Origin of the sequence: Reichenbachiella sp., from assembly GCF_039941815.1 — a bacterium.
In the GTDB taxonomy this organism is placed as follows: Bacteria; Bacteroidota; Bacteroidia; order Cytophagales; family Cyclobacteriaceae; genus Reichenbachiella.
In genome coordinates this window covers 433,875-451,090 of record NZ_JBDVDW010000065.1, presented here as the reverse complement: position 1 = coordinate 451,090, position 17,216 = coordinate 433,875, and the positions used below count along the sequence as shown (strand labels likewise).

The window sequence follows — 17,216 nt, the reverse complement described above, 5'->3', positions numbered from 1 at the left end:
ATCGGGAATCTAATTAGACGTCTTCTTGCCTTTGTTTTTCCCGTCTATCCATTTGCCATTTTTGACCTGGCCTAGATAATTTACAATTTTACTTTTTTCGTATTGTCTGGTGGCGAATTCTATTTCTGCCATGCTATTTCTACGTAATTTGATCGCAGAACTCGAACCTTTAGTTCTTAATTCGATGTAATACCCTTCCTTTAGCGCTACCGGTTTGGTGGCCGGTCTTCCTTTTTGCTTTTGCTCCATCGCTTATTATTTCTAGTTTACACAACTAATCAACGTCAATTGTTGATTTTTAGTTTCTTTTGGAATATAACCCGATTTTTTTAAAAACCAGTGTTTTTCCAATCGATTTCCTTTTCCTAGCAATAAACGTACCTCAATGGTCATTCCTGTTGATTAATAATTAATTAAATTTCCAAATTAAATCACTTGTAAACACTGTAGTCTTCGGTACACTAAAGTGGGATGCAAAATTTCATTCTCTATTTAAACAAACCCCAAAATGAAAAAATTATTTACCTATTTAATTGCAAGCGCGATGATATGGTCGTGCACACCAAAAGAAACACAGTCGGAAGTAGAATCCGGACCTTCCCCTATGACAAACCGCGTAAATGAATACGCTGAATACATGCTTACCGCAGATTTGAGTCATCTATCTGACAATCAACGTCAGATGATTCCGCTACTAATTGAAGTTTCTAATATTATGGATGATCTTTTTTGGAAAGAAGCATATGGTGACAAAGAGGCGTTATTTAGCAGTCTTAGCGATGAGGCTACTAAAGAATTTGCACGAATCAATTATGGTCCATGGGACAGGTTGAAAGGGAATGAACCTTTTGTTGACGGCGTAGGAGAAAAGCCATTAGGAGCACAGTACTATCCAACCGATATGACCAAAGAAGAATTTGAAGCCTTTGATGACCCGGATAAATCTAGTCTGTATACACTAATCAAAAGAAATGAAGACGGAGAGTTGTTCTCCGAGCCATTCTACAGTGCTTTTGCTGAAGAGGTCCAGCGAGCAGCAGAATTGCTCAATCAAGCTTCAGAATTGGCAGACGACGAAGATTTTAGTATCTATTTGAGTTTGAGAGCAGATGCATTGTTGTCAGATAGCTATTTGGCCAGTGACTTGGCATGGATGGATATGAAATCAAATATGATCGACTTTGTGGTTGGACCTATCGAAAATTATGAGGACAAACTTTACAATGCCAAAGCGGCACATGAAGCTTATGTGCTGATCAAGGATATGGAATGGAGCAGTCGCCTTACAAAATTTGTCTCTTTTCTACCGGAGCTGCAGTCTAATCTTCCCGTGGATGAAAAGTACAAAAAGGAAACACCAGGTACTGATTCAGATCTCAATGCCTACGATGTAGTATATTATGCAGGAGATTGTAACGCGGGCAGCAAGACTATTGCCATAAATTTGCCTAACGACGAACGGGTTCAGCTTGAGAAAGGAACGCGAAGATTACAGCTAAAAAATGCCATGCGGGCCAAGTTTGATAAAATCATGCTGCCTATCAACAATCTTCTCATCGATGAATCTCAGCGCAAGCATGTAACCTTCGATGCGTTTTTTGCCAATACCATGTTTCATGAAGTGGCTCATGGATTGGGAATTAAAAATACGATTAATGGAAAAGGAACTGTCCGCGAAGCGCTAAGAGAACATGGATCAGCTCTCGAAGAAGGAAAAGCAGATATTTTAGGTCTTTTTATGATTACTCAACTTCAGCAGAAAGGAGAAATTGAAGGTGAGTTGATGGATTATTACACGACATTCCTTGCCGGAATATTTAGATCAGTCAGATTTGGGGCTAGTAGCGCACATGGCAAGGCCAATATGGTGCGATTCAATTATTTCAAGGAGAGAAATGCCTTTACCTACAATGATGTAAATGGCACCTATAAGGTCAATTTTGAAGAGTTTCAACAAGCCATGAACGGCCTGTCCGAGCTGATACTGACGCTCCAGGGAGATGGTGATTATGAGGGAGTGAATGCGCTACTCAATGAAATGGGCGTGGTAGGAGAAGAACTACAAAATGATCTCGACCGTGTTGGCAATGCCGGAATACCGCGTGACATTGTTTTCAAACAAGGGGTTAAAGAATTGGACTTACAGGCAGCCAACTAATAGGCAACCACAGTTTCATCTATTACATTAGATAGAGGTGAGCAGAGAACTATTATTACTACTTCTCTACTCGCCTTTTTTAGTCTAAACCATAGCTTATCATGAAATCAATACTCATCCTAGCACTTACTTTTGCCATTATCACTGGCTGTCAACCGAATGAGAAATACGCAGCAGAAAGAATAGCAGGGGAATTGAGCACTCAGCACTCCCTGATCAGCTACACCTCATGTGGACAAGGTGATTTGGTCGTACTACTGGTACATGGCTGGAATATTGATCAATCTTACTGGTCTGCACAACAAAGTGAATTTTGCAATCAATACAGGGTGATTACAATGGACTTACCTGGGTTTGGCAGCTCCCAAAATAAACCAGGTCAATTCTCAATTTCGTCATATGCCAGGGATGTAAATGATTTGATTGCTCACCTCGACTTAGAGAGGGTTGTATTAGTAGGACATTCCATGGGCGGCAGAGTCATACTTGAAGCCGCTCAAAATAATGATAAAGTGGTCGCATTAATTGGTGTGGACAATTACAAGGAGATAAGGCAAGAATTGACACCGGAGTTGAAAATAGAAATTGACGGATTTATGGAAATGTTAGAGGTAGATTTCGAAGGTACGTCATCTGCTTATGCAGATCAATATCTTATTTATCCTGAGGCCGATAGTACCGTTCGCGAAAGGATTGTAAGTGACTATAGAAACGCTGATCCTAAATCTTCAATGGCCGCTATTGAGGCTTATCTCAACTATACTCATGTGGAGGCAGACAGGCTGTCGCAACTCGACCTGCCGCTATACTTGATCTCAAGTAATATGTTTCCAATGGATATTGAAGGATTGGTGCAGACAGGTTTGAATTTCAAAATATATAACATGGATAGTACCGGGCACTTTCCGATGGTAGAGCAGTCCGAAAATTTCAATACACATCTAAGAGTAGCGCTAGGAGAGATAGCAGAAATCAAATCTGACTGAGGCCATCCGGATTCGTAAATCTATGCATCGGTTTGAACCAAAGGCTTAGTTCTTCGATAGAGATAATTGGCCAACCACCCAATCAGTCCAAAGCCTGCAAGAACTAAAAAAACATACTGATGCCCCAGTGCGCCAGGATTTTCATCCAGTAGATAGCCCATCAAGGGTCCCATAAAAATGTCTGGCGTAAATCCAATGACTGATATAAGTCCGACGGTTGTACCTGTGATGCTTGAAGAGATATTAGCTTCTTGTATCAAAGTGAAATATAGCCCGCGTACACTATATACTCCAAGACAAGTAACAAGGATGGTGACTATATAAAAAACTGCGGAACTTCCTATGAGTAATCCAGAACCTATTCCCAATCCACAAAGCACCATCAGTAAAAATCCCCAGGAAATTACTTTAGAAGCAGCTCCTATTTTGTCTGCTACGACTCCTGCAATGATTGCTGTAACCACACGCATCCAAAGGGCCAGTGTCCCTACCTGTGCAGATGCCACATCTGAGAAGTCGAGCACCTCCTTGGCTAACAGCGAGAAGTCATCTGTCACTTTGTAGCCCACATATGCGCAAACTACAATTATGGCTTGGAACCAAATATTCGGAGTATTTGCTATTTCACGTATTTGTCCCAGGGAGACTGGTTTATTTTTATATGCTGTATTGGTACCGGATTTATTCATAAAAAAGAATATCAACAGGCCTACAATTGCCACCCAGCCGGAAAAAAAGAAAATTACATTGCGAAAAGCCATCTGCTGGTCGTATAAAGTAGGAGAGTCTTGACCGTCAGGGAGGTAGTAGGCAAAAACACCGACAGCAAGCGTACTTACAAATGCCGCAATAAACCCACGTCCACCTTCTAAAAATCCAAAAGCCCTTGATTGAAACCTGTGTCCACCAATACTGCGCGTCGCTTTGATTAGAGCAGCCCAAAAGAGTAAAATTGTGGTCAATCCCCAGAATCCATATAAGTAAGACAAATAACTGATGCTATCGGCAAAGGCCATGATGAAACCTCCGACTGCCGTGCTCACAAGTGCTATAGCCAGTAATATTCTCGGGGAAATCCTGTCTGCAAGTGGTCCACCAAAAAAATAGGAGACCATGGCGATGATTCCATAAATGGAATACAATGATCCCAGCTCCAGATTGGTGATTTCGAATACACTTAAGAATGTGGGTCTAAACACACGTGCAATGACAAAGGGCAAGAAAAAAATCGATTCTCCAGCTAGGATGAGCAGAGAGAGCTCAAGGATTTTTGAAGTAGTTATTTTAGAACTGGATGGGTTCATTTACTTTGGATTCTATCTAGTCATTGCTCATTGGTACGAGCCTTTTAATCGAATTATTTAGGATTGAAATTCTTGAGTACCTCTTTTCGTTCTTGCTCTTTTTTTAGCCTTTCATAGACATATGGTGGAGAAGCGCGCACCTTACAATTTTCAGCCATGCACCTTTCGCATGTGTCGTTTACCAGTTGGGTTTTTATAGCCGTATCCCCTAAAAATTTAATCGTACTTCGCACCTTATCATCTAGTTTAATTCCAAGAGCCAGGCTGTTATTTATTCCTTTCGTCGGCGTGAAGGGTTTGGCTAGCGACAGCAGAAGAAATTCCTCTCCGGTATCTATATATCTGGCGATCTGGGCTCCACCAATGATTTCGCCTGGTTTGGTCTTGTGAATTTCCTCCAATTCATTGAGCATAGTAATAAACTTCCATCTCCTGCAGAAATGCTCCTGCAGCGTAGTACCACGTGGCTGATTCAATCGAGAAAGGTGCATTTCCTTACTGAGATGATAGTCTTGAGTGCCTGGTTTGTGGTTAAACTTAAAGAAAAACAATTCATGAAATCCGAAGTACTCTGGCAATAGATTGGTCATTCGCTGTAGCACCATCTCAGGAGTCGTATTGTAGTGCCGCATAGTGTCAATCAATATATTCTGATTCCACTTTGGACTGGCAAAAAACTCGTGTAGGTCTTGTAAAAAATTCTTACGGTTGATCAATATTGCCGATGCGAAATAGGAAGCTTTAAAATCGTTAAGTACCTGATCGAAATTGTCGATTTTCACCCATGGAGTTGCCGTATTTCGCTCTTTGAATTTGAGGTAATTGAATCCTACTTCCTTCGCTAGGTAAAAAGCACGTTGACGTTGACTCAACTCGCTATTCAGTACTAATTTTTTTCTACGCTTCTCCTGTATCATCAAGCTTCTCAGATCGCTTAATGAAGAATGCTCTGTGAAGTCGTTATTTACTAGTTTGTAGTTGTATTTCTCTGTCAAATAGTTCTCAAATTCGGACTCGGGAATATATTTTCCTGCGAGTAACCTTACCTCTTTAGTGAATACTTCTGCAGCGTCCTCAATTTCGGGAAAGTAGTTTTCATGAATTTCCTGATAGGAGCGAAGAACCGAAAAGTAGAAAGTCTCCACTCTCACATCATAGTTTCGGCTCACTTCCAGTAGCGTACCGATGAAGGCGTTTAGCTTGGAAGGAGCATTAGATAGTAAATCTAGCAGACGAGAAAGCTCCAATCCAAAAAGCTCTAACGGCAACTCTGATAATATACCTGAATGAAGTAGTCGTGAGACTGGAGCTAATTTTTTGTTGAGAATCTCGGATTTCAACTCGGTTGGTTTCACCTTCAATGCATTCGCCAAGGCGATTAATTTCTCCGTTTTAGGATACTTTTTTCCTTTTTCAATTTCATTCAGATAGGAAACTGAAATACTCGATTGATTTGAGAGCTGCTGTAGCGAGAGCCCATGATTTTGTCTGAGTTGACGGAGTTTTATTCCGAATATTAATTTTATGTATTCCTTGTTCAATGCCATTTGAGGGCATCAAATTAATCAGATATATTCAATAAGAACTAAACCAATTCACCGTCTTTGTCAAAAAGTTTGATCAAACTGACAAGATGCGAGAAAAGCACTGCCGGTACGACGAAGCCAGGAAGCAACACAAATGGAAAGTGGAATACCGCAATATTTGGTGTGTCAAATGCGAATAGCTGAAACGGAGTGGGGGTGGAGAGTATGGCATGACCGACCACATTGACCAATAGTCCGAGCGCTATGATGTTCCAAAGGATGGCACCAATTCGACTTTTGCTCCGCAGACCAACCATGAAAATGGCAACGAATGGCGCCGAGATGCCTGATAAGATGTCGTAATTTATGCCTTCGAATGTGAGCAGATATGGTAGTAGTTGGCTGCCAGCCAGCCACCAAAGGACTATTTCTACAGGCACTCTCACTATATGTAGGTAGGTGAGGGTAGTAATAGGGATATTCATCAAATAGACCCTTGACTGTTTTTTGCTCACTGCAATTATAATTGCCGCTAGCGGAGGCAGTATCACATAAAGTAATGGAGGAGGCATGGCTTCAAAATCGAGAAACATACCATATAATGCCAAAATACTCAAGATGAAAATCCAAACCATCATGAAAGTGGATACTATGATGGCGCTTTGATCTGATTTATTAGGTTGGGCCAGTTTAATGGAGTAGTATAAAAATCCAAAGGTTACAGCGACGATGGCTAGAAAAACTCCGCTGACATAAGATGGAAGTTCACTCATAAGGTTTTTAATGATGTAGAACTAAGTTAACGATTATCTTGATATGTTTGTCAGTCTGCAAATTATTTTTGAATTGGATAAATACCTGGAAATTGAGCGATAACAGTCACTGGCAGTCATTTACAACATCATTAAGAAAAGCGCTTGAAGCTACATCCTCGGGAAAAGAGGCACAAATCGAAATGGCGCCTCTACCGGATATTCAACAGCGATTTGATAGAGAGAGCGCAAAAAATGCCAGACAAAGTGCGGTCATGATTCTTCTCTACAAAGAAGAAGAAATGATCAACTTTCCATTGATTGTTCGGCCTCAATACCCAGGAGTACATAGTGGACAAATAGCCTTGCCAGGAGGGAAATATGAAGACACAGATCAAGATTTGATTTATACAGCGCTACGTGAAACAGAGGAGGAAATAGGAGTTGGATTGGATCAGGTTGAAGTGTTGGGACAGCTTTCAGAATTATACGTGCCTCCGAGCAATTTCAATATTCTCCCGGTGGTAGGCATGATTTCAGATCGACCAAATTTTGTCCTCCAGGAAACGGAAGTAGATGAGCTGATTATTGCCAATCTTCCTCTGCTAAATGATAAAGAAAGGAGAAAAGAAAAAGAAATGACATTTTACAATGGGACTAAGGTGCGAGTGCCCTATTTTGATGTACAAGGAAAGGTAGTCTGGGGGGCTACCGCCATGATATTAAGTGAATTTGCAACAATTATTAATCAAATAAACAGCCAAAAATGAATGAATCTTCAGCTTTGATCACCAATGATGCGGTGGTCTTTGGACTACTAATGGTCCTTTTAGGATTTGTGTTTAAAACCAATGCCTCTTCCAATCCATTCTGGAAGAAATTTTATGCCATCTTTCCATCTGTACTGATCTGCTATTTCCTGCCTTCAGTGTTCAATTCTCTGGGTATCATTGATGGCAACAACTCAAACCTGTATTTCGTGGCTTCTCGATACATGCTACCGGCAGCTCTGGTGCTTTTGACATTAAGTACAGATTTCAAAGAGATTCGAAAGTTGGGCTCAAAAGCTATCATCATGTTTTTAACTGGTACATTAGGTATTGTTATCGGTGGGCCGATAGCCTTATTATTTATTGGCTGGGTGGCACCCGATGCAATAGGAGCAACAGCCGATGATGTTTGGCGAGGTATGACCACCGTGGCAGGCAGCTGGATTGGTGGTAGCGCCAATCAAGCAGCCATGAAAGAGGTGTTTGAGGTCGACGACATCATCTTTTCAAAAATGGTAACAGTGGACATATTAGTGGCCAATGTCTGGATGGCAGTGCTATTGATTGGCGCAGGTCAATCTAAAAGAGTTGATAAAATGTTTAAAGCAGATTCTTCCGCTATAGATGATGTGAAAAAAAGAATAGAGCAATACAGTGCAAGTATAGCAAAGATGCCTACGCTGACAGACTTTATGGTCATATTGGCTATAGGTGCTGGCGCTACGGGAGTTGCTCACATGCTTAGCGATATCATCGCGCCTTATCTGGCGACCAATTACCCATGGTTATCGACTTACAGTTTGACTAGTGGGTTTTTCTGGATTGTAGTTATAGCTACAGCGATAGGACTAAGTCTCTCGTTTACCAAATATCGTGACCTGGAAGGTGTAGGGTCTACCAGAGTAGGAAGTGCATTCATCTATATTATTATCGCTACTATCGGTATGCATATGGATGTAATGGCCATTTTTGAATCCCCGGGACTGTTTTTAGTTGGACTTATTTGGATGCTGGTACATGTTGTACTTCTGCTCGGAGTAGCAAAGCTGATTAAAGCTCCCTTCTTCTTTGTGGCCGTCGGAAGTCAGGCCAATGTCGGCGGAGCAGCGTCTGCCCCTGTGGTGGCCGCAGCCTTTCATCCATCATTGGCTCCTGTGGGTGTACTACTCGCTGTATTGGGATATACGCTTGGCACCTATGCAGCGTATCTCTGTGGTCTTTTGATGCAAGCTGCTGCAATGAACTAGTCAATAAAGTTGTGGAATTGACATTCAGTCAAGTTTTTGATACATTTTCTTCTTAATTTGTGTAGGTACATACATTTTTTATTTAAATTTTAATATGAGAATTGGATTTTTGATTTTGGCAGGACTATTTATTGGAGCCTGCAGCAGCAATGAGGAAGTCAACTGTGAAGTGTCAGATTTGAAACTAACAGTATCGGGCAATGTAAATGCTGATTGCAACGAAGGGGCCAGTATTGAACTCGACGCCACAGGTGGAGAAGGACCCTATTTGTACAGTTTCGATGGATCTCCAGAGCAAGACCTGACCACTTTTAACGGAATGCCACTTGGTGGGCCTTTTTTAGCGAAAGTACAGGATGTCAATGGATGTGAAGCCACATTGGATGTTGAAATAACGGGAGATGAAAATACGGTGACCTTCGAAGCACAATCAACAGATGCTGGATGTGGATCATCACAAGGTACAATCACTGTAGAAGCGAGTGGTGGAGAAGGAGCGTACAGCTACAAAATCGAGGATGAGACCTTCGGAGATGTCAGTTCGTTTAATCAATTGGAAGCTGGGACATATCGAGTAAGTGTAAAAGATGGAACTGGGTGTATCAATGTTCAGGGAATTCAAGTTTTGTCAGGGATCAGCTACGAATCGGAAGTAAAATCTATAGTAATTGGAAGCTGCGCGACAACTGATTGTCATGTAAGTGGGACAGGTCGAGTGGATTTGTCTATTTTTAGTAACGTGCAGGCCAATGCGGCTTCTATTCGTACTAGAGTCTCAAACAAGAGTATGCCCAAAGATGACGAATTGACGAATGAAGAAATAGAAACAATTTTGTGCTGGATAGATGATGGAGCCTTGAACAACTAAATGATGAAAAAGACTATTCTATTTGTAATATTATTATCAGCTTGCCTTTCCGTATCGGCACAGAAATATGTTAGTGAAAACAGTCATATACGATTCTACTCCAGTGCACCAGTAGAAGATATCGAGGCAGTGAATACTGGTTCGAAGAGTGTGATAGACAAGGAAAATGGAGCCTTTGCTTTTTCCATACCCAATAATCAGTTTGAGTTCAAGAAAAAACTGATGCAAGAGCACTTCAACGAAAACTATATGGAATCAGAGAAGTACCCCAAATCTACTTTTACCGGTAAGGTTGAAAACTGGGACGCCACCGCCGGCGATAAGACGGTGGTCGCATCTGGCCAACTCACCATACATGGAGTGACCACGCAGGTCAGTACCACTGCTCAGCTTTCTATTCAGGGTGAGCGTATGATCGTAGATAGCACTTTCCCAGTAGCACTTGCAGAATACAAGATCAAAATACCCAAAGCTCTTTTTTATAATATTGCTGACACAGTAGAAGTTACTGTGCATTTTGAATACGTTCCACTACCTAAATAATTATCATGAAACTCCTTGTCCCTGTATTTCTTTTCTTCTCTATTCCGGTATTTGCTCAAGATGACTTACTGTCGCTAATAGATGAAAATGAAGAATCTCAACCCGTAGAGGCTACTTTCAAAAGTACGAGACTGATCAGTGGTCAGACTACCGAAATGAGGTCAGCTGGAGTATTAGATTTTATCATATCACATAGATTTGGAAGAGTAAATACTGGGATCGAACAATTCTTCGGATTGGATGATTCACAAGTCAGATTGGGATTAGATTATGGGATTACCGATAAGCTAAACATTGGTATTGGTCGCTCCTCCTTTCAAAAAATAGTAGATGGTATGGTGAAGTATAAAATACTGACCCAGAAGACAGGAGATAAAGCCATGCCTATTTCGCTCGTTGCATTTGCAAGTATAGCGATCAAAACAGGACCTGGAGCCTTCTTAGATCCAAACAGAGATAATCCTTTTTCCGATCGGTTGTATTTCACCTATCAATTTTTGATTTCGAAGAAAGTCAATTCTAACCTTTCTCTCCAGTTTACACCTACCTATATGCATAGAAATCTGGTGCCTACTAGTAATCATCCAAATGATGTCATTGCGTTGGGAATTGGCGGCCGATACAAGGTCACTAAACGCCTCGCACTAAATGCAGAATATTTTCCCCAAGTCACCAACAAGGCATTTGGAATATATGATGCCCTTGCATTTGGTGTAGATATAGAGACTGGAGGACACGTTTTTCAGATTCATGTGACTAATTCGAGATCAATGATCGAGCAAGGATTTGTGTCAGAGACCACTGGCAATTGGGGAGATGGAGATATTCATCTTGGCTTCAACATTTCTCGAGTCTTTGATTTGTCTCCAAATAAGAACTGATTGACACTATTAGCTACTCCTCTGGGAGTCCTTTATAAATATTAGCATTACACCACACCCACCTCAGATAATTTCTTAATCTTTGGAGCTGAAGAATTTATATCATCTCCATGGAAAGACAAGCATATCGATTAAGCAAAGTAGGATCTACTGCCAACTTAAAACTGGTGACAGAAAATCTGGATGAACCACAATCCAACGAAGTCCAGATAGAGGTCCATGCTATCGGTCTCAATTTCGCAGACATTTTCGCAATACATGGTTTGTACAGCGCTGCTCCTGAGGGCAGTTTTGTCCCAGGTTTGGAATTTTCCGGTAAGGTCACAAAGATTGGATCTAAGGTGACTGGATATAAGGTGGGAGATCGAATTATGGGCGTTACACGCTTTGGAGGATACGCCAGCCATCTCAATATTGATGATCGGCATATTGTACCGCTTCCAGAGGACTGGAGTTATGAAGAAGGTGCCGCCTATTTGGTGCAGGGTATGACCGCCTACTACGCTTTGGTTACGCTAGGCGGACTGCAGAAGCACCATACCGTATTGATCCATAGCGGTGCAGGAGGTGTGGGCATCATGGCAAACCGCATTGCCAAATCCTTTAGTGCCTATACCATCGGTACCATAGGGAGTGATAAGAAAATGAATGTTTTGACCGAAGAGGGATTTGATGGCAAAATAGTTCGAAGTAAAAAATTTGGTAAAGACCTAAAGCAAGCACTTGATGGTAGAGAGCTCAATGTCATAGTCGAAACTATAGGTGGCGAGATTTTTAAAGCTGGATACAACCTCCTTGCTCCTCAAGGCAGAATGGTAGTGGTCGGTGCTTCTCAATTTGCCTCTCCCGGCAATAAACCCAATTACATAAAGCTGCTTTGGAAGTTTTTAACACGACCCAAAATTGACCCGCAGCAGATGATACAAGAGAATCGTTCAGTTATGGGGTTTAATTTGATATGGCTGTATGAGAAGGTCGATATCATGGACGATATTCTGGCAGAAATGAGTAAGCTTGATTTGGGAAGGCCCAAGGTTGGACAGTCCTTTAGCTTTGAAAACCTCCAAGACGCCATTAAGCTATTTCAAAGTGGCCACTCTACCGGCAAAGTAGTCGTAACACTGTCCCCATGATTTTAGCAGTAGATATAGGCAATACGGACATTGTTGTAGGATTCTATGACACTCAGTGGAATCATGTTCTTAGAGTACCCAGTCATATAAAAATGGATGTTTCCGGCTATGAGATGAAAATTCGTGAATTTCTGTTGGAGGATAATATAGACCTTACCACTTTGGATGGAGCTGTGATTAGCAGCGTGGTGCCAGACCTTACAGCCCCGATAAGGGCAGCCATCCAGTTGATTTATACCGGCCAGATCATATTGGTAGATGGTGCATGCCTACAAAATTTATCCTTAGGAAAAATAGATCCCTATGAGCTGGGTTCTGATTTGGCAGCCAATGCTGTCGGTGCTTTTGATAGGTACGGCCAGAGCGCAATTGTTGTAGACTTTGGTACTGCACTGACTTTTACTAGTATAAATGATAAAGGCGAAATACTAGGCGTGGCAATAGCCCCTGGAGTACGCACTGCTATGAAGTCTCTGTCTTCTAATACGGCCAGACTGCCAGAAATACCTTTGGAGATTCCGAAAAATGCCATAGGAAACAATACGGTAGCTGCACTGCAGTCAGGGATAATGCAAGGATATGTTGGGCTCGTTAGTCATATGGTAAATCAGATCAAAATAGAAATGGATACGAACCCTAAGATCATAGCTACAGGAGGCCTTTCTTTTATTTTTGAGCCACTCCATGATCTGTTTGACGACATGGATACCAACCTCACGCTCAATGGGCTGAGAACCATTTTTCATAAGTTAACCTAGCTCGTGGTGAAGAAGTCTGGTTTCTTCTCTTTTAATCTTTCCAGAATCTGTACGAGCAAATTGTGCCAGGCTATAAACAGCTTTTGGCACATGGTATTTTGAAAATTTATCCAGAATTGTTTTTTGGACGTTTTTGAAACCCTCTTCGGATAATGTGTCATTTTCGATAAGAAGAACACAGGCCATACCCACACGCTCATTTTTCTCCCAAGAGATTATATATTCAAGCTGCTGGCCAAGTACGTTTTCCAATTCTTTTTCAAGTTGCTCGGGGTGAATCTTTATGCCACCCGAATTTATTGTATGATCATACCGACCTAACCACAGAAATTCATTTTCGTTGATCCGCTCGATTATGTCGTTGGTCTGAATCCATCGGTCGCAGGTGACCGCCCCTTTTGCACGCAAGCAGCAATTTAAATCCTGTTCAATCAGAACTTCATCCAGTATATGAAACGTGGCAGAAGCGAAATTACCCTTCACAGGCATTAGTGCAATATGACTCACCGTCTCCGTCATGCCATAAGTCTGATAGATGTCCGTATCTATCTTGGATAGAGCGTCAAAGGCCAAGCCAGAGAGAGGAGCCCCTCCAATAATCACCCGATTGATCATGGATAGTTTGCTCAAAGTGCCTTCTTCCATCATCTTATATATCTGTATGGGCACAAAGGCAGCAAAGTCTATAGATTCAGTGATATCCTTCATAGGGTTGGCTGTAGGCCGCTGAATAATCAGATCCATATCAACAATCAGGCATCTGGCTACCATCATCACAGAGGCTATAAAGTCGGGATTAAGACATAAAAGCACACTAAATTTTTTCTGCAGAGATAAATATTTGGCAGTAGCTTCTACACTTGCAACTATTTGCTGGCGACTGATCTCTATAGGTTTTGGAGTACCTGTAGATCCCGAGGTATAAAACCTAAAGCTTGTTTCTCCACTCTGCCAGTCAGAAATAAACTGTATTAGTTTGTCGGCCTCAGGATAGTTTTCCAAAAGGTCTTTAAGTTGGTCGAGAGTATACAAAGAGCTTTCGAAAACTATTTTCATCTATTGGAAGTATTATTACTTGGATTATATTCGTCAAATATCAAAAAAAAACCATTACCAAACTTGATAATTTTATATCAGTTAAGAATGTATTATGTTTGAAATTGCAAGAGGAGCCAATGGCTTATTGAGATTGGGAAAAATATAGAATGTTAGATAATCAGGTCAATTTACTCGTTCAGAGGATTATAAATAAAGAAAAGGCGGCCTTCGAGATTGTCTTCAATGAATATTATAAAGCGCTGTGCAACTACGCTTTTAGATTCTTGGACGAGTACGAAGAGGCTGAGGAAATAGTACAAGATGTATTTGTGAAGTTTTGGGAGAAATGCGACACCATAGCCGAAGATTCCTCACTGAAGTCTTATCTCTATAGATCTGTGCACAATACTTGCTTGAATCATCTCAAGCACCTCAAAGTTCGAGACTCCTACAGACAGCACATCATCGACCAAATGGATCATTGGGAAGAAATCAAGTATGATGAAGACGAAGATCGAAACGTACAGGCAGAAATCTATAAAGCAATAGATGAATTGCCTCCACAGTGTAAAAAAATATTTAAACTAAGTAGATTTGAGGGATTAAAATATCAGGAGATTGCAGATCACATGGAACTTTCCATTAAAACTATAGAGGTTCAGATGGGAAAGGCCCTGCGAGTGCTTAGAGAGAGCCTGAAGGAATTTAGACGATAGAAATACCCCAAAAATAAAATGATCAAACGCCTGGCATACATGTTGAGCTGTGCGCTGCCTTTGGTAGTTGGTTTGATTATTTTGTCGAATACCTGTGTTGCTCAGAAAAGAGTCCTGGGCAAAAAACTTCAAATCGACCTTAGGGAGGTGACTATAGATAGCGCACTGAACTATATTAGCTATAAGACTAATGTATTCTTTTCGTATAGTTCAGACATCATTGATGAAAGGCAACGATTCACACTCTACTATGAAAATTCCAACCTGGAGACCGTGCTTCATCGGCTGCTTTTAGGTACAGGAGTAGAGTACACAATCATCAACGGCCAGATCATTCTGTTCAAGAGTAAATCCTCTTCAAAAACGCAATATTTCTTCGAGACAGTCAATATCAGAGGAAATGTTCGTGATGTTGAAACCAATGAACCCATACCCGGAATCAATGTTTATGTTGCAGGTACCCTAAAGGGGAGTTCCACCGATGTGAATGGAAACTTTGAGCTAAAGGGACTTACGCCCGGTCGGTATGAAATTGTTTTTTCGCATATTGTTTACAATCTGGCGCATAGCTTGGTGACCGTCGAAGGGGATCAACAATTCGTGCATATACCAGTAAAATTGGAGCCTAAAATCACCCAATTGGCAGACGTAGAGGTAGTTGCCAACAGTGAGGAACAAAAAAATTGGCAGCGCGGATATAGAGTTTTTAAAGAAGAGTTTTTGGGAAACTCTCAGAATGCAGGTAAATGTAATATTCTAAATTCTGAAGTTTTAAATATTGAATATGACCGAGTGAGTGGAGAGTTGAAAGCCACCGCAGACGAGCCATTGATTATTGAAAACCTTGCACTTGGCTATAGAATCAATTATATCCTTGAGTTGTTTGAACATACACCCACGGTCACACGCCTACTCGGGATTTCTAATTTCGAGGAGCTACCTGTCAATAGTAATGTAGAAAGAAAGAGAATTATACGAAACCGTCAAAAAAGTTATCAAGGGTCGATGACCCATTTTTTGAGAGCCTTGACCAATGGTAAACTGAAAAGGGAAGGTTTCGTGATTGACGAAGTAGATGAGCTGCCAAATACTATCAACAACTCATACTTTGAGCTGCCAGCTAAACTCCACGCTGACAGAGAAAAATTTGCCTTCGACAACACACTGAAATTCACTAAATACTTGTTGGTGATATACACCAGAGAATATGAGAGTACCGCCTACGTTTTCGATCAGTTGCAGATGGCTAATAAAGACGCCACTACAATCAACAATTCGTTGGTTGGAATCAATAGAAATGTCGGCCAGGTGTCATTTATTAAATTAAATTTACCAGTGGTTACAATCAACTCAAAGGGCTTTTTTAACGAACCTTTGGCCGTTACCACCTATGGATATTGGTCTTGGGAGCGTGTGGCAGAATATATGCCTTTTGAATATGCGCCTTGATGTATAAATTTGTCATTGGTTGTTATAAGGGTAGTATTTATATGACTTGTTAACACACCGATATAAACCGTAATTATGGAAGAGCAGTTAGTAAAATATTTTTCTGGAAATCTCACCCCCAGCGAGATTAGAAAAATTGAGGATTGGAGAAGCGAATGCGACGACAATGCATCGGTGTTTTTGGAATGTCACCAGGCCTGGAAGTTTAGTAGAAACGCAGAAGTAAATTCTGGTGCTGCTTTGAGTGCTGTGATGAGCAGAATCGAGGCGATAGAAGGAAATGGGGAAACAATAAGCAAATCATTTGGGTTTAAAGCCTATTATAAATATGCTGCAATTGCCGTCTTGGCTATAAGTCTGGTGTTCTTAGGAAAGAGTTTTACAGGAGTAGCAGATCAAGTGGAAGTGGCTGCAGGAGATAATATCGAAATTATTGCACTGCCAGATGGCTCTATCGTTACCCTCAGCGGTCACTCGAGCCTTACCTATAATGCTGACTTTAGTGGAACAATCAGAAACGTGAGTTTGAATGGAAAAGCATTTTTCGATATCCAAAGAGATGAATCAAAGCCATTTGTAGTAAATACAGAGCTTTCAAAAATAGAAGTCTTAGGGACCTCCTTTCTTGTGAATACGGCTGCCGCTAATGCGAGTACTGAAGTAGTAGTAAAATCAGGAAGAGTCGCCGTGAGTAAAAAAGAGACAAGTGAAGTCAAAAAAGTGGAGCTTGTAGCAGGAGAAGTCGGAAGACTTGTACCGGATGCAAAAGTGTTTATGAAGTCTTCAATTGCAAACTATAATTATCTGGCATGGAAAACTAAACTCATCGAATTTGAGGATGAAAATCTAAGGTCTGTATTAGATGTATTGAGCGAGGTGTATGGGGTCAAAATCGAAGTATCCAATGAAGACATCTATAACTGCCAGATGTCGGCTAAGTTTGATAATCAACCTATGGATTCTATTTTCGAAATATTAAGCAGAACCTTCAATCTGGAGCTGACAAAGTCAGGAAAGAATGAATTTTACCTATCGGGAGCAGGCTGCGTCCTGGTTCAATAGATATTATATTCTGCAAGACATAGAA

At 41.1% G+C, this 17,216-nt stretch carries 17 protein-coding genes; 12 read left to right on the top strand and 5 right to left on the bottom strand.

Features of this window, described 5'->3' with window-relative positions; genetic code table 11:
* Positions 1 to 9: 9 nt before the first annotated feature.
* Entirely contained in the window at positions 10 to 249 is a 240-nt protein-coding gene (locus ABJF11_RS18980; protein ID WP_348121766.1) for a hypothetical protein, read from the bottom strand.
* Positions 250 to 508: 259 nt separating this feature from the next.
* Between ABJF11_RS18980 and ABJF11_RS18975 the strand changes: the two genes are divergently transcribed.
* The gene (locus tag ABJF11_RS18975) at positions 509 to 2,158 is read left to right on the top strand and encodes a Zn-dependent hydrolase (RefSeq protein ID WP_348121765.1); all 1,650 of its coding nucleotides are present in this window, start codon (positions 509 to 511) and stop codon (positions 2,156 to 2,158) included.
* A gap of 101 nt (positions 2,159 to 2,259) precedes the next feature.
* A complete protein-coding gene (locus ABJF11_RS18970; RefSeq protein ID WP_348121764.1) occupies positions 2,260 to 3,144 on the top strand; it encodes an alpha/beta hydrolase in 885 nt (294 codons plus the stop codon).
* Between the two features lie 20 nt (positions 3,145 to 3,164).
* Here ABJF11_RS18970 and ABJF11_RS18965 read toward each other — a convergent pair whose 3' ends face one another.
* Genes ABJF11_RS18965 through ABJF11_RS18955 form a run of 3 tightly spaced genes read right to left on the bottom strand, consistent with a single transcriptional unit; the run spans position 3,165 to position 6,747 of the window.
* Positions 3,165 to 4,448 (bottom strand): MFS transporter, encoded by a 1,284-nt coding sequence (locus tag ABJF11_RS18965; RefSeq protein WP_348121763.1) that lies wholly within the window; start codon positions 4,446 to 4,448, stop codon positions 3,165 to 3,167.
* Between the two features lie 53 nt (positions 4,449 to 4,501).
* Complete coding sequence (locus ABJF11_RS18960) at positions 4,502 to 5,995, bottom strand: XRE family transcriptional regulator (protein WP_348121762.1); 1,494 nt, start codon at positions 5,993 to 5,995, stop codon at positions 4,502 to 4,504.
* A gap of 38 nt (positions 5,996 to 6,033) precedes the next feature.
* Entirely contained in the window at positions 6,034 to 6,747 is a 714-nt protein-coding gene (locus ABJF11_RS18955; RefSeq protein ID WP_348121761.1) for a hypothetical protein, read from the bottom strand.
* A 92-nt stretch (positions 6,748 to 6,839) separates the two neighbouring features.
* Between ABJF11_RS18955 and ABJF11_RS18950 the strand changes: the two genes are divergently transcribed.
* The 7 genes from ABJF11_RS18950 to ABJF11_RS18920 all read left to right on the top strand — a co-directional run bounded on the left by ABJF11_RS18950 (position 6,840) and on the right by ABJF11_RS18920 (position 12,926).
* Positions 6,840 to 7,496, top strand: a complete 657-nt coding sequence (locus ABJF11_RS18950; RefSeq protein ID WP_348121760.1) for a CoA pyrophosphatase — start codon at positions 6,840 to 6,842, stop codon at positions 7,494 to 7,496.
* Positions 7,493 to 8,743, top strand: coding sequence for a DUF819 family protein (locus ABJF11_RS18945; protein WP_348121759.1), 1,251 nt, complete (start codon positions 7,493 to 7,495; stop codon positions 8,741 to 8,743). Before ABJF11_RS18950 ends, ABJF11_RS18945 begins: the two co-directional genes overlap by 4 nt.
* 94 nt (positions 8,744 to 8,837) lie before the next feature.
* The gene (locus ABJF11_RS18940; protein ID WP_348121758.1) at positions 8,838 to 9,611 is read left to right on the top strand and encodes a hypothetical protein; all 774 of its coding nucleotides are present in this window, start codon (positions 8,838 to 8,840) and stop codon (positions 9,609 to 9,611) included.
* Positions 9,612 to 10,154: a YceI family protein gene (locus ABJF11_RS18935; protein WP_348121757.1), complete on the top strand. Its 543-nt coding sequence runs from the start codon at positions 9,612 to 9,614 to the stop codon at positions 10,152 to 10,154.
* A 5-nt stretch (positions 10,155 to 10,159) separates the two neighbouring features.
* Positions 10,160 to 11,035: a DUF5777 family beta-barrel protein gene (locus tag ABJF11_RS18930; protein WP_348121756.1), complete on the top strand. Its 876-nt coding sequence runs from the start codon at positions 10,160 to 10,162 to the stop codon at positions 11,033 to 11,035.
* A 110-nt stretch (positions 11,036 to 11,145) separates the two neighbouring features.
* Positions 11,146 to 12,168 (top strand): zinc-binding dehydrogenase, encoded by a 1,023-nt coding sequence (locus ABJF11_RS18925; RefSeq protein ID WP_348121755.1) that lies wholly within the window; start codon positions 11,146 to 11,148, stop codon positions 12,166 to 12,168.
* The gene (locus ABJF11_RS18920; protein WP_348121754.1) at positions 12,165 to 12,926 is read left to right on the top strand and encodes a type III pantothenate kinase; all 762 of its coding nucleotides are present in this window, start codon (positions 12,165 to 12,167) and stop codon (positions 12,924 to 12,926) included. The genes ABJF11_RS18925 and ABJF11_RS18920 overlap by 4 nt, the downstream gene beginning before the upstream one ends.
* Here ABJF11_RS18920 and ABJF11_RS18915 read toward each other — a convergent pair.
* Positions 12,918 to 13,982 (bottom strand): AMP-binding protein, encoded by a 1,065-nt coding sequence (locus tag ABJF11_RS18915; protein WP_348121753.1) that lies wholly within the window; start codon positions 13,980 to 13,982, stop codon positions 12,918 to 12,920. The genes ABJF11_RS18920 and ABJF11_RS18915 overlap by 9 nt on opposite strands.
* 149 nt (positions 13,983 to 14,131) lie before the next feature.
* On the opposite strand from ABJF11_RS18915, the gene ABJF11_RS18910 reads away from it, so the two are divergent.
* The 3 genes from ABJF11_RS18910 (at position 14,132) to ABJF11_RS18900 (ending at position 17,191) form a co-directional block, all read left to right on the top strand.
* A complete protein-coding gene (locus ABJF11_RS18910) occupies positions 14,132 to 14,680 on the top strand; it encodes an RNA polymerase sigma-70 factor (protein WP_348121752.1) in 549 nt (182 codons plus the stop codon).
* 18 nt (positions 14,681 to 14,698) lie between these two features.
* Positions 14,699 to 16,129: a carboxypeptidase-like regulatory domain-containing protein gene (locus tag ABJF11_RS18905; RefSeq protein ID WP_348121750.1), complete on the top strand. Its 1,431-nt coding sequence runs from the start codon at positions 14,699 to 14,701 to the stop codon at positions 16,127 to 16,129.
* Positions 16,130 to 16,204: 75 nt separating this feature from the next.
* Positions 16,205 to 17,191: a FecR domain-containing protein gene (locus ABJF11_RS18900; RefSeq protein ID WP_348121749.1), complete on the top strand. Its 987-nt coding sequence runs from the start codon at positions 16,205 to 16,207 to the stop codon at positions 17,189 to 17,191.
* Positions 17,192 to 17,216: the final 25 nt, after the last annotated feature.

Excerpts from the sequence above, each read along its gene's own strand:
- ABJF11_RS18900 (WP_348121749.1), top strand. The coding sequence starts at position 16,205 with ATGGAAGAGCAGTTAGTAAAATATTTTTCTGGAAATCTCACCCCCAGC.
- ABJF11_RS18915 (WP_348121753.1), bottom strand. The coding sequence starts at position 13,982 with ATGAAAATAGTTTTCGAAAGCTCTTTGTATACTCTCGACCAACTTAAA.
- ABJF11_RS18935 (WP_348121757.1), top strand. The coding sequence starts at position 9,612 with ATGATGAAAAAGACTATTCTATTTGTAATATTATTATCAGCTTGCCTT.
- ABJF11_RS18930 (WP_348121756.1), top strand. The coding sequence starts at position 10,160 with ATGAAACTCCTTGTCCCTGTATTTCTTTTCTTCTCTATTCCGGTATTT.
- ABJF11_RS18975 (WP_348121765.1), top strand. The coding sequence starts at position 509 with ATGAAAAAATTATTTACCTATTTAATTGCAAGCGCGATGATATGGTCG.
- ABJF11_RS18970 (WP_348121764.1), top strand. The coding sequence starts at position 2,260 with ATGAAATCAATACTCATCCTAGCACTTACTTTTGCCATTATCACTGGC.
- ABJF11_RS18940 (WP_348121758.1), top strand. The coding sequence starts at position 8,838 with ATGAGAATTGGATTTTTGATTTTGGCAGGACTATTTATTGGAGCCTGC.
- ABJF11_RS18925 (WP_348121755.1), top strand. The coding sequence starts at position 11,146 with ATGGAAAGACAAGCATATCGATTAAGCAAAGTAGGATCTACTGCCAAC.
- ABJF11_RS18980 (WP_348121766.1), bottom strand. The coding sequence starts at position 249 with ATGGAGCAAAAGCAAAAAGGAAGACCGGCCACCAAACCGGTAGCGCTA.
- ABJF11_RS18965 (WP_348121763.1), bottom strand. The coding sequence starts at position 4,448 with ATGAACCCATCCAGTTCTAAAATAACTACTTCAAAAATCCTTGAGCTC.
- ABJF11_RS18905 (WP_348121750.1), top strand. The coding sequence starts at position 14,699 with ATGATCAAACGCCTGGCATACATGTTGAGCTGTGCGCTGCCTTTGGTA.
- ABJF11_RS18960 (WP_348121762.1), bottom strand. The coding sequence starts at position 5,995 with ATGGCATTGAACAAGGAATACATAAAATTAATATTCGGAATAAAACTC.
- ABJF11_RS18955 (WP_348121761.1), bottom strand. The coding sequence starts at position 6,747 with ATGAGTGAACTTCCATCTTATGTCAGCGGAGTTTTTCTAGCCATCGTC.
- ABJF11_RS18910 (WP_348121752.1), top strand. The coding sequence starts at position 14,132 with ATGTTAGATAATCAGGTCAATTTACTCGTTCAGAGGATTATAAATAAA.
- ABJF11_RS18920 (WP_348121754.1), top strand. The coding sequence starts at position 12,165 with ATGATTTTAGCAGTAGATATAGGCAATACGGACATTGTTGTAGGATTC.
- ABJF11_RS18945 (WP_348121759.1), top strand. The coding sequence starts at position 7,493 with ATGAATGAATCTTCAGCTTTGATCACCAATGATGCGGTGGTCTTTGGA.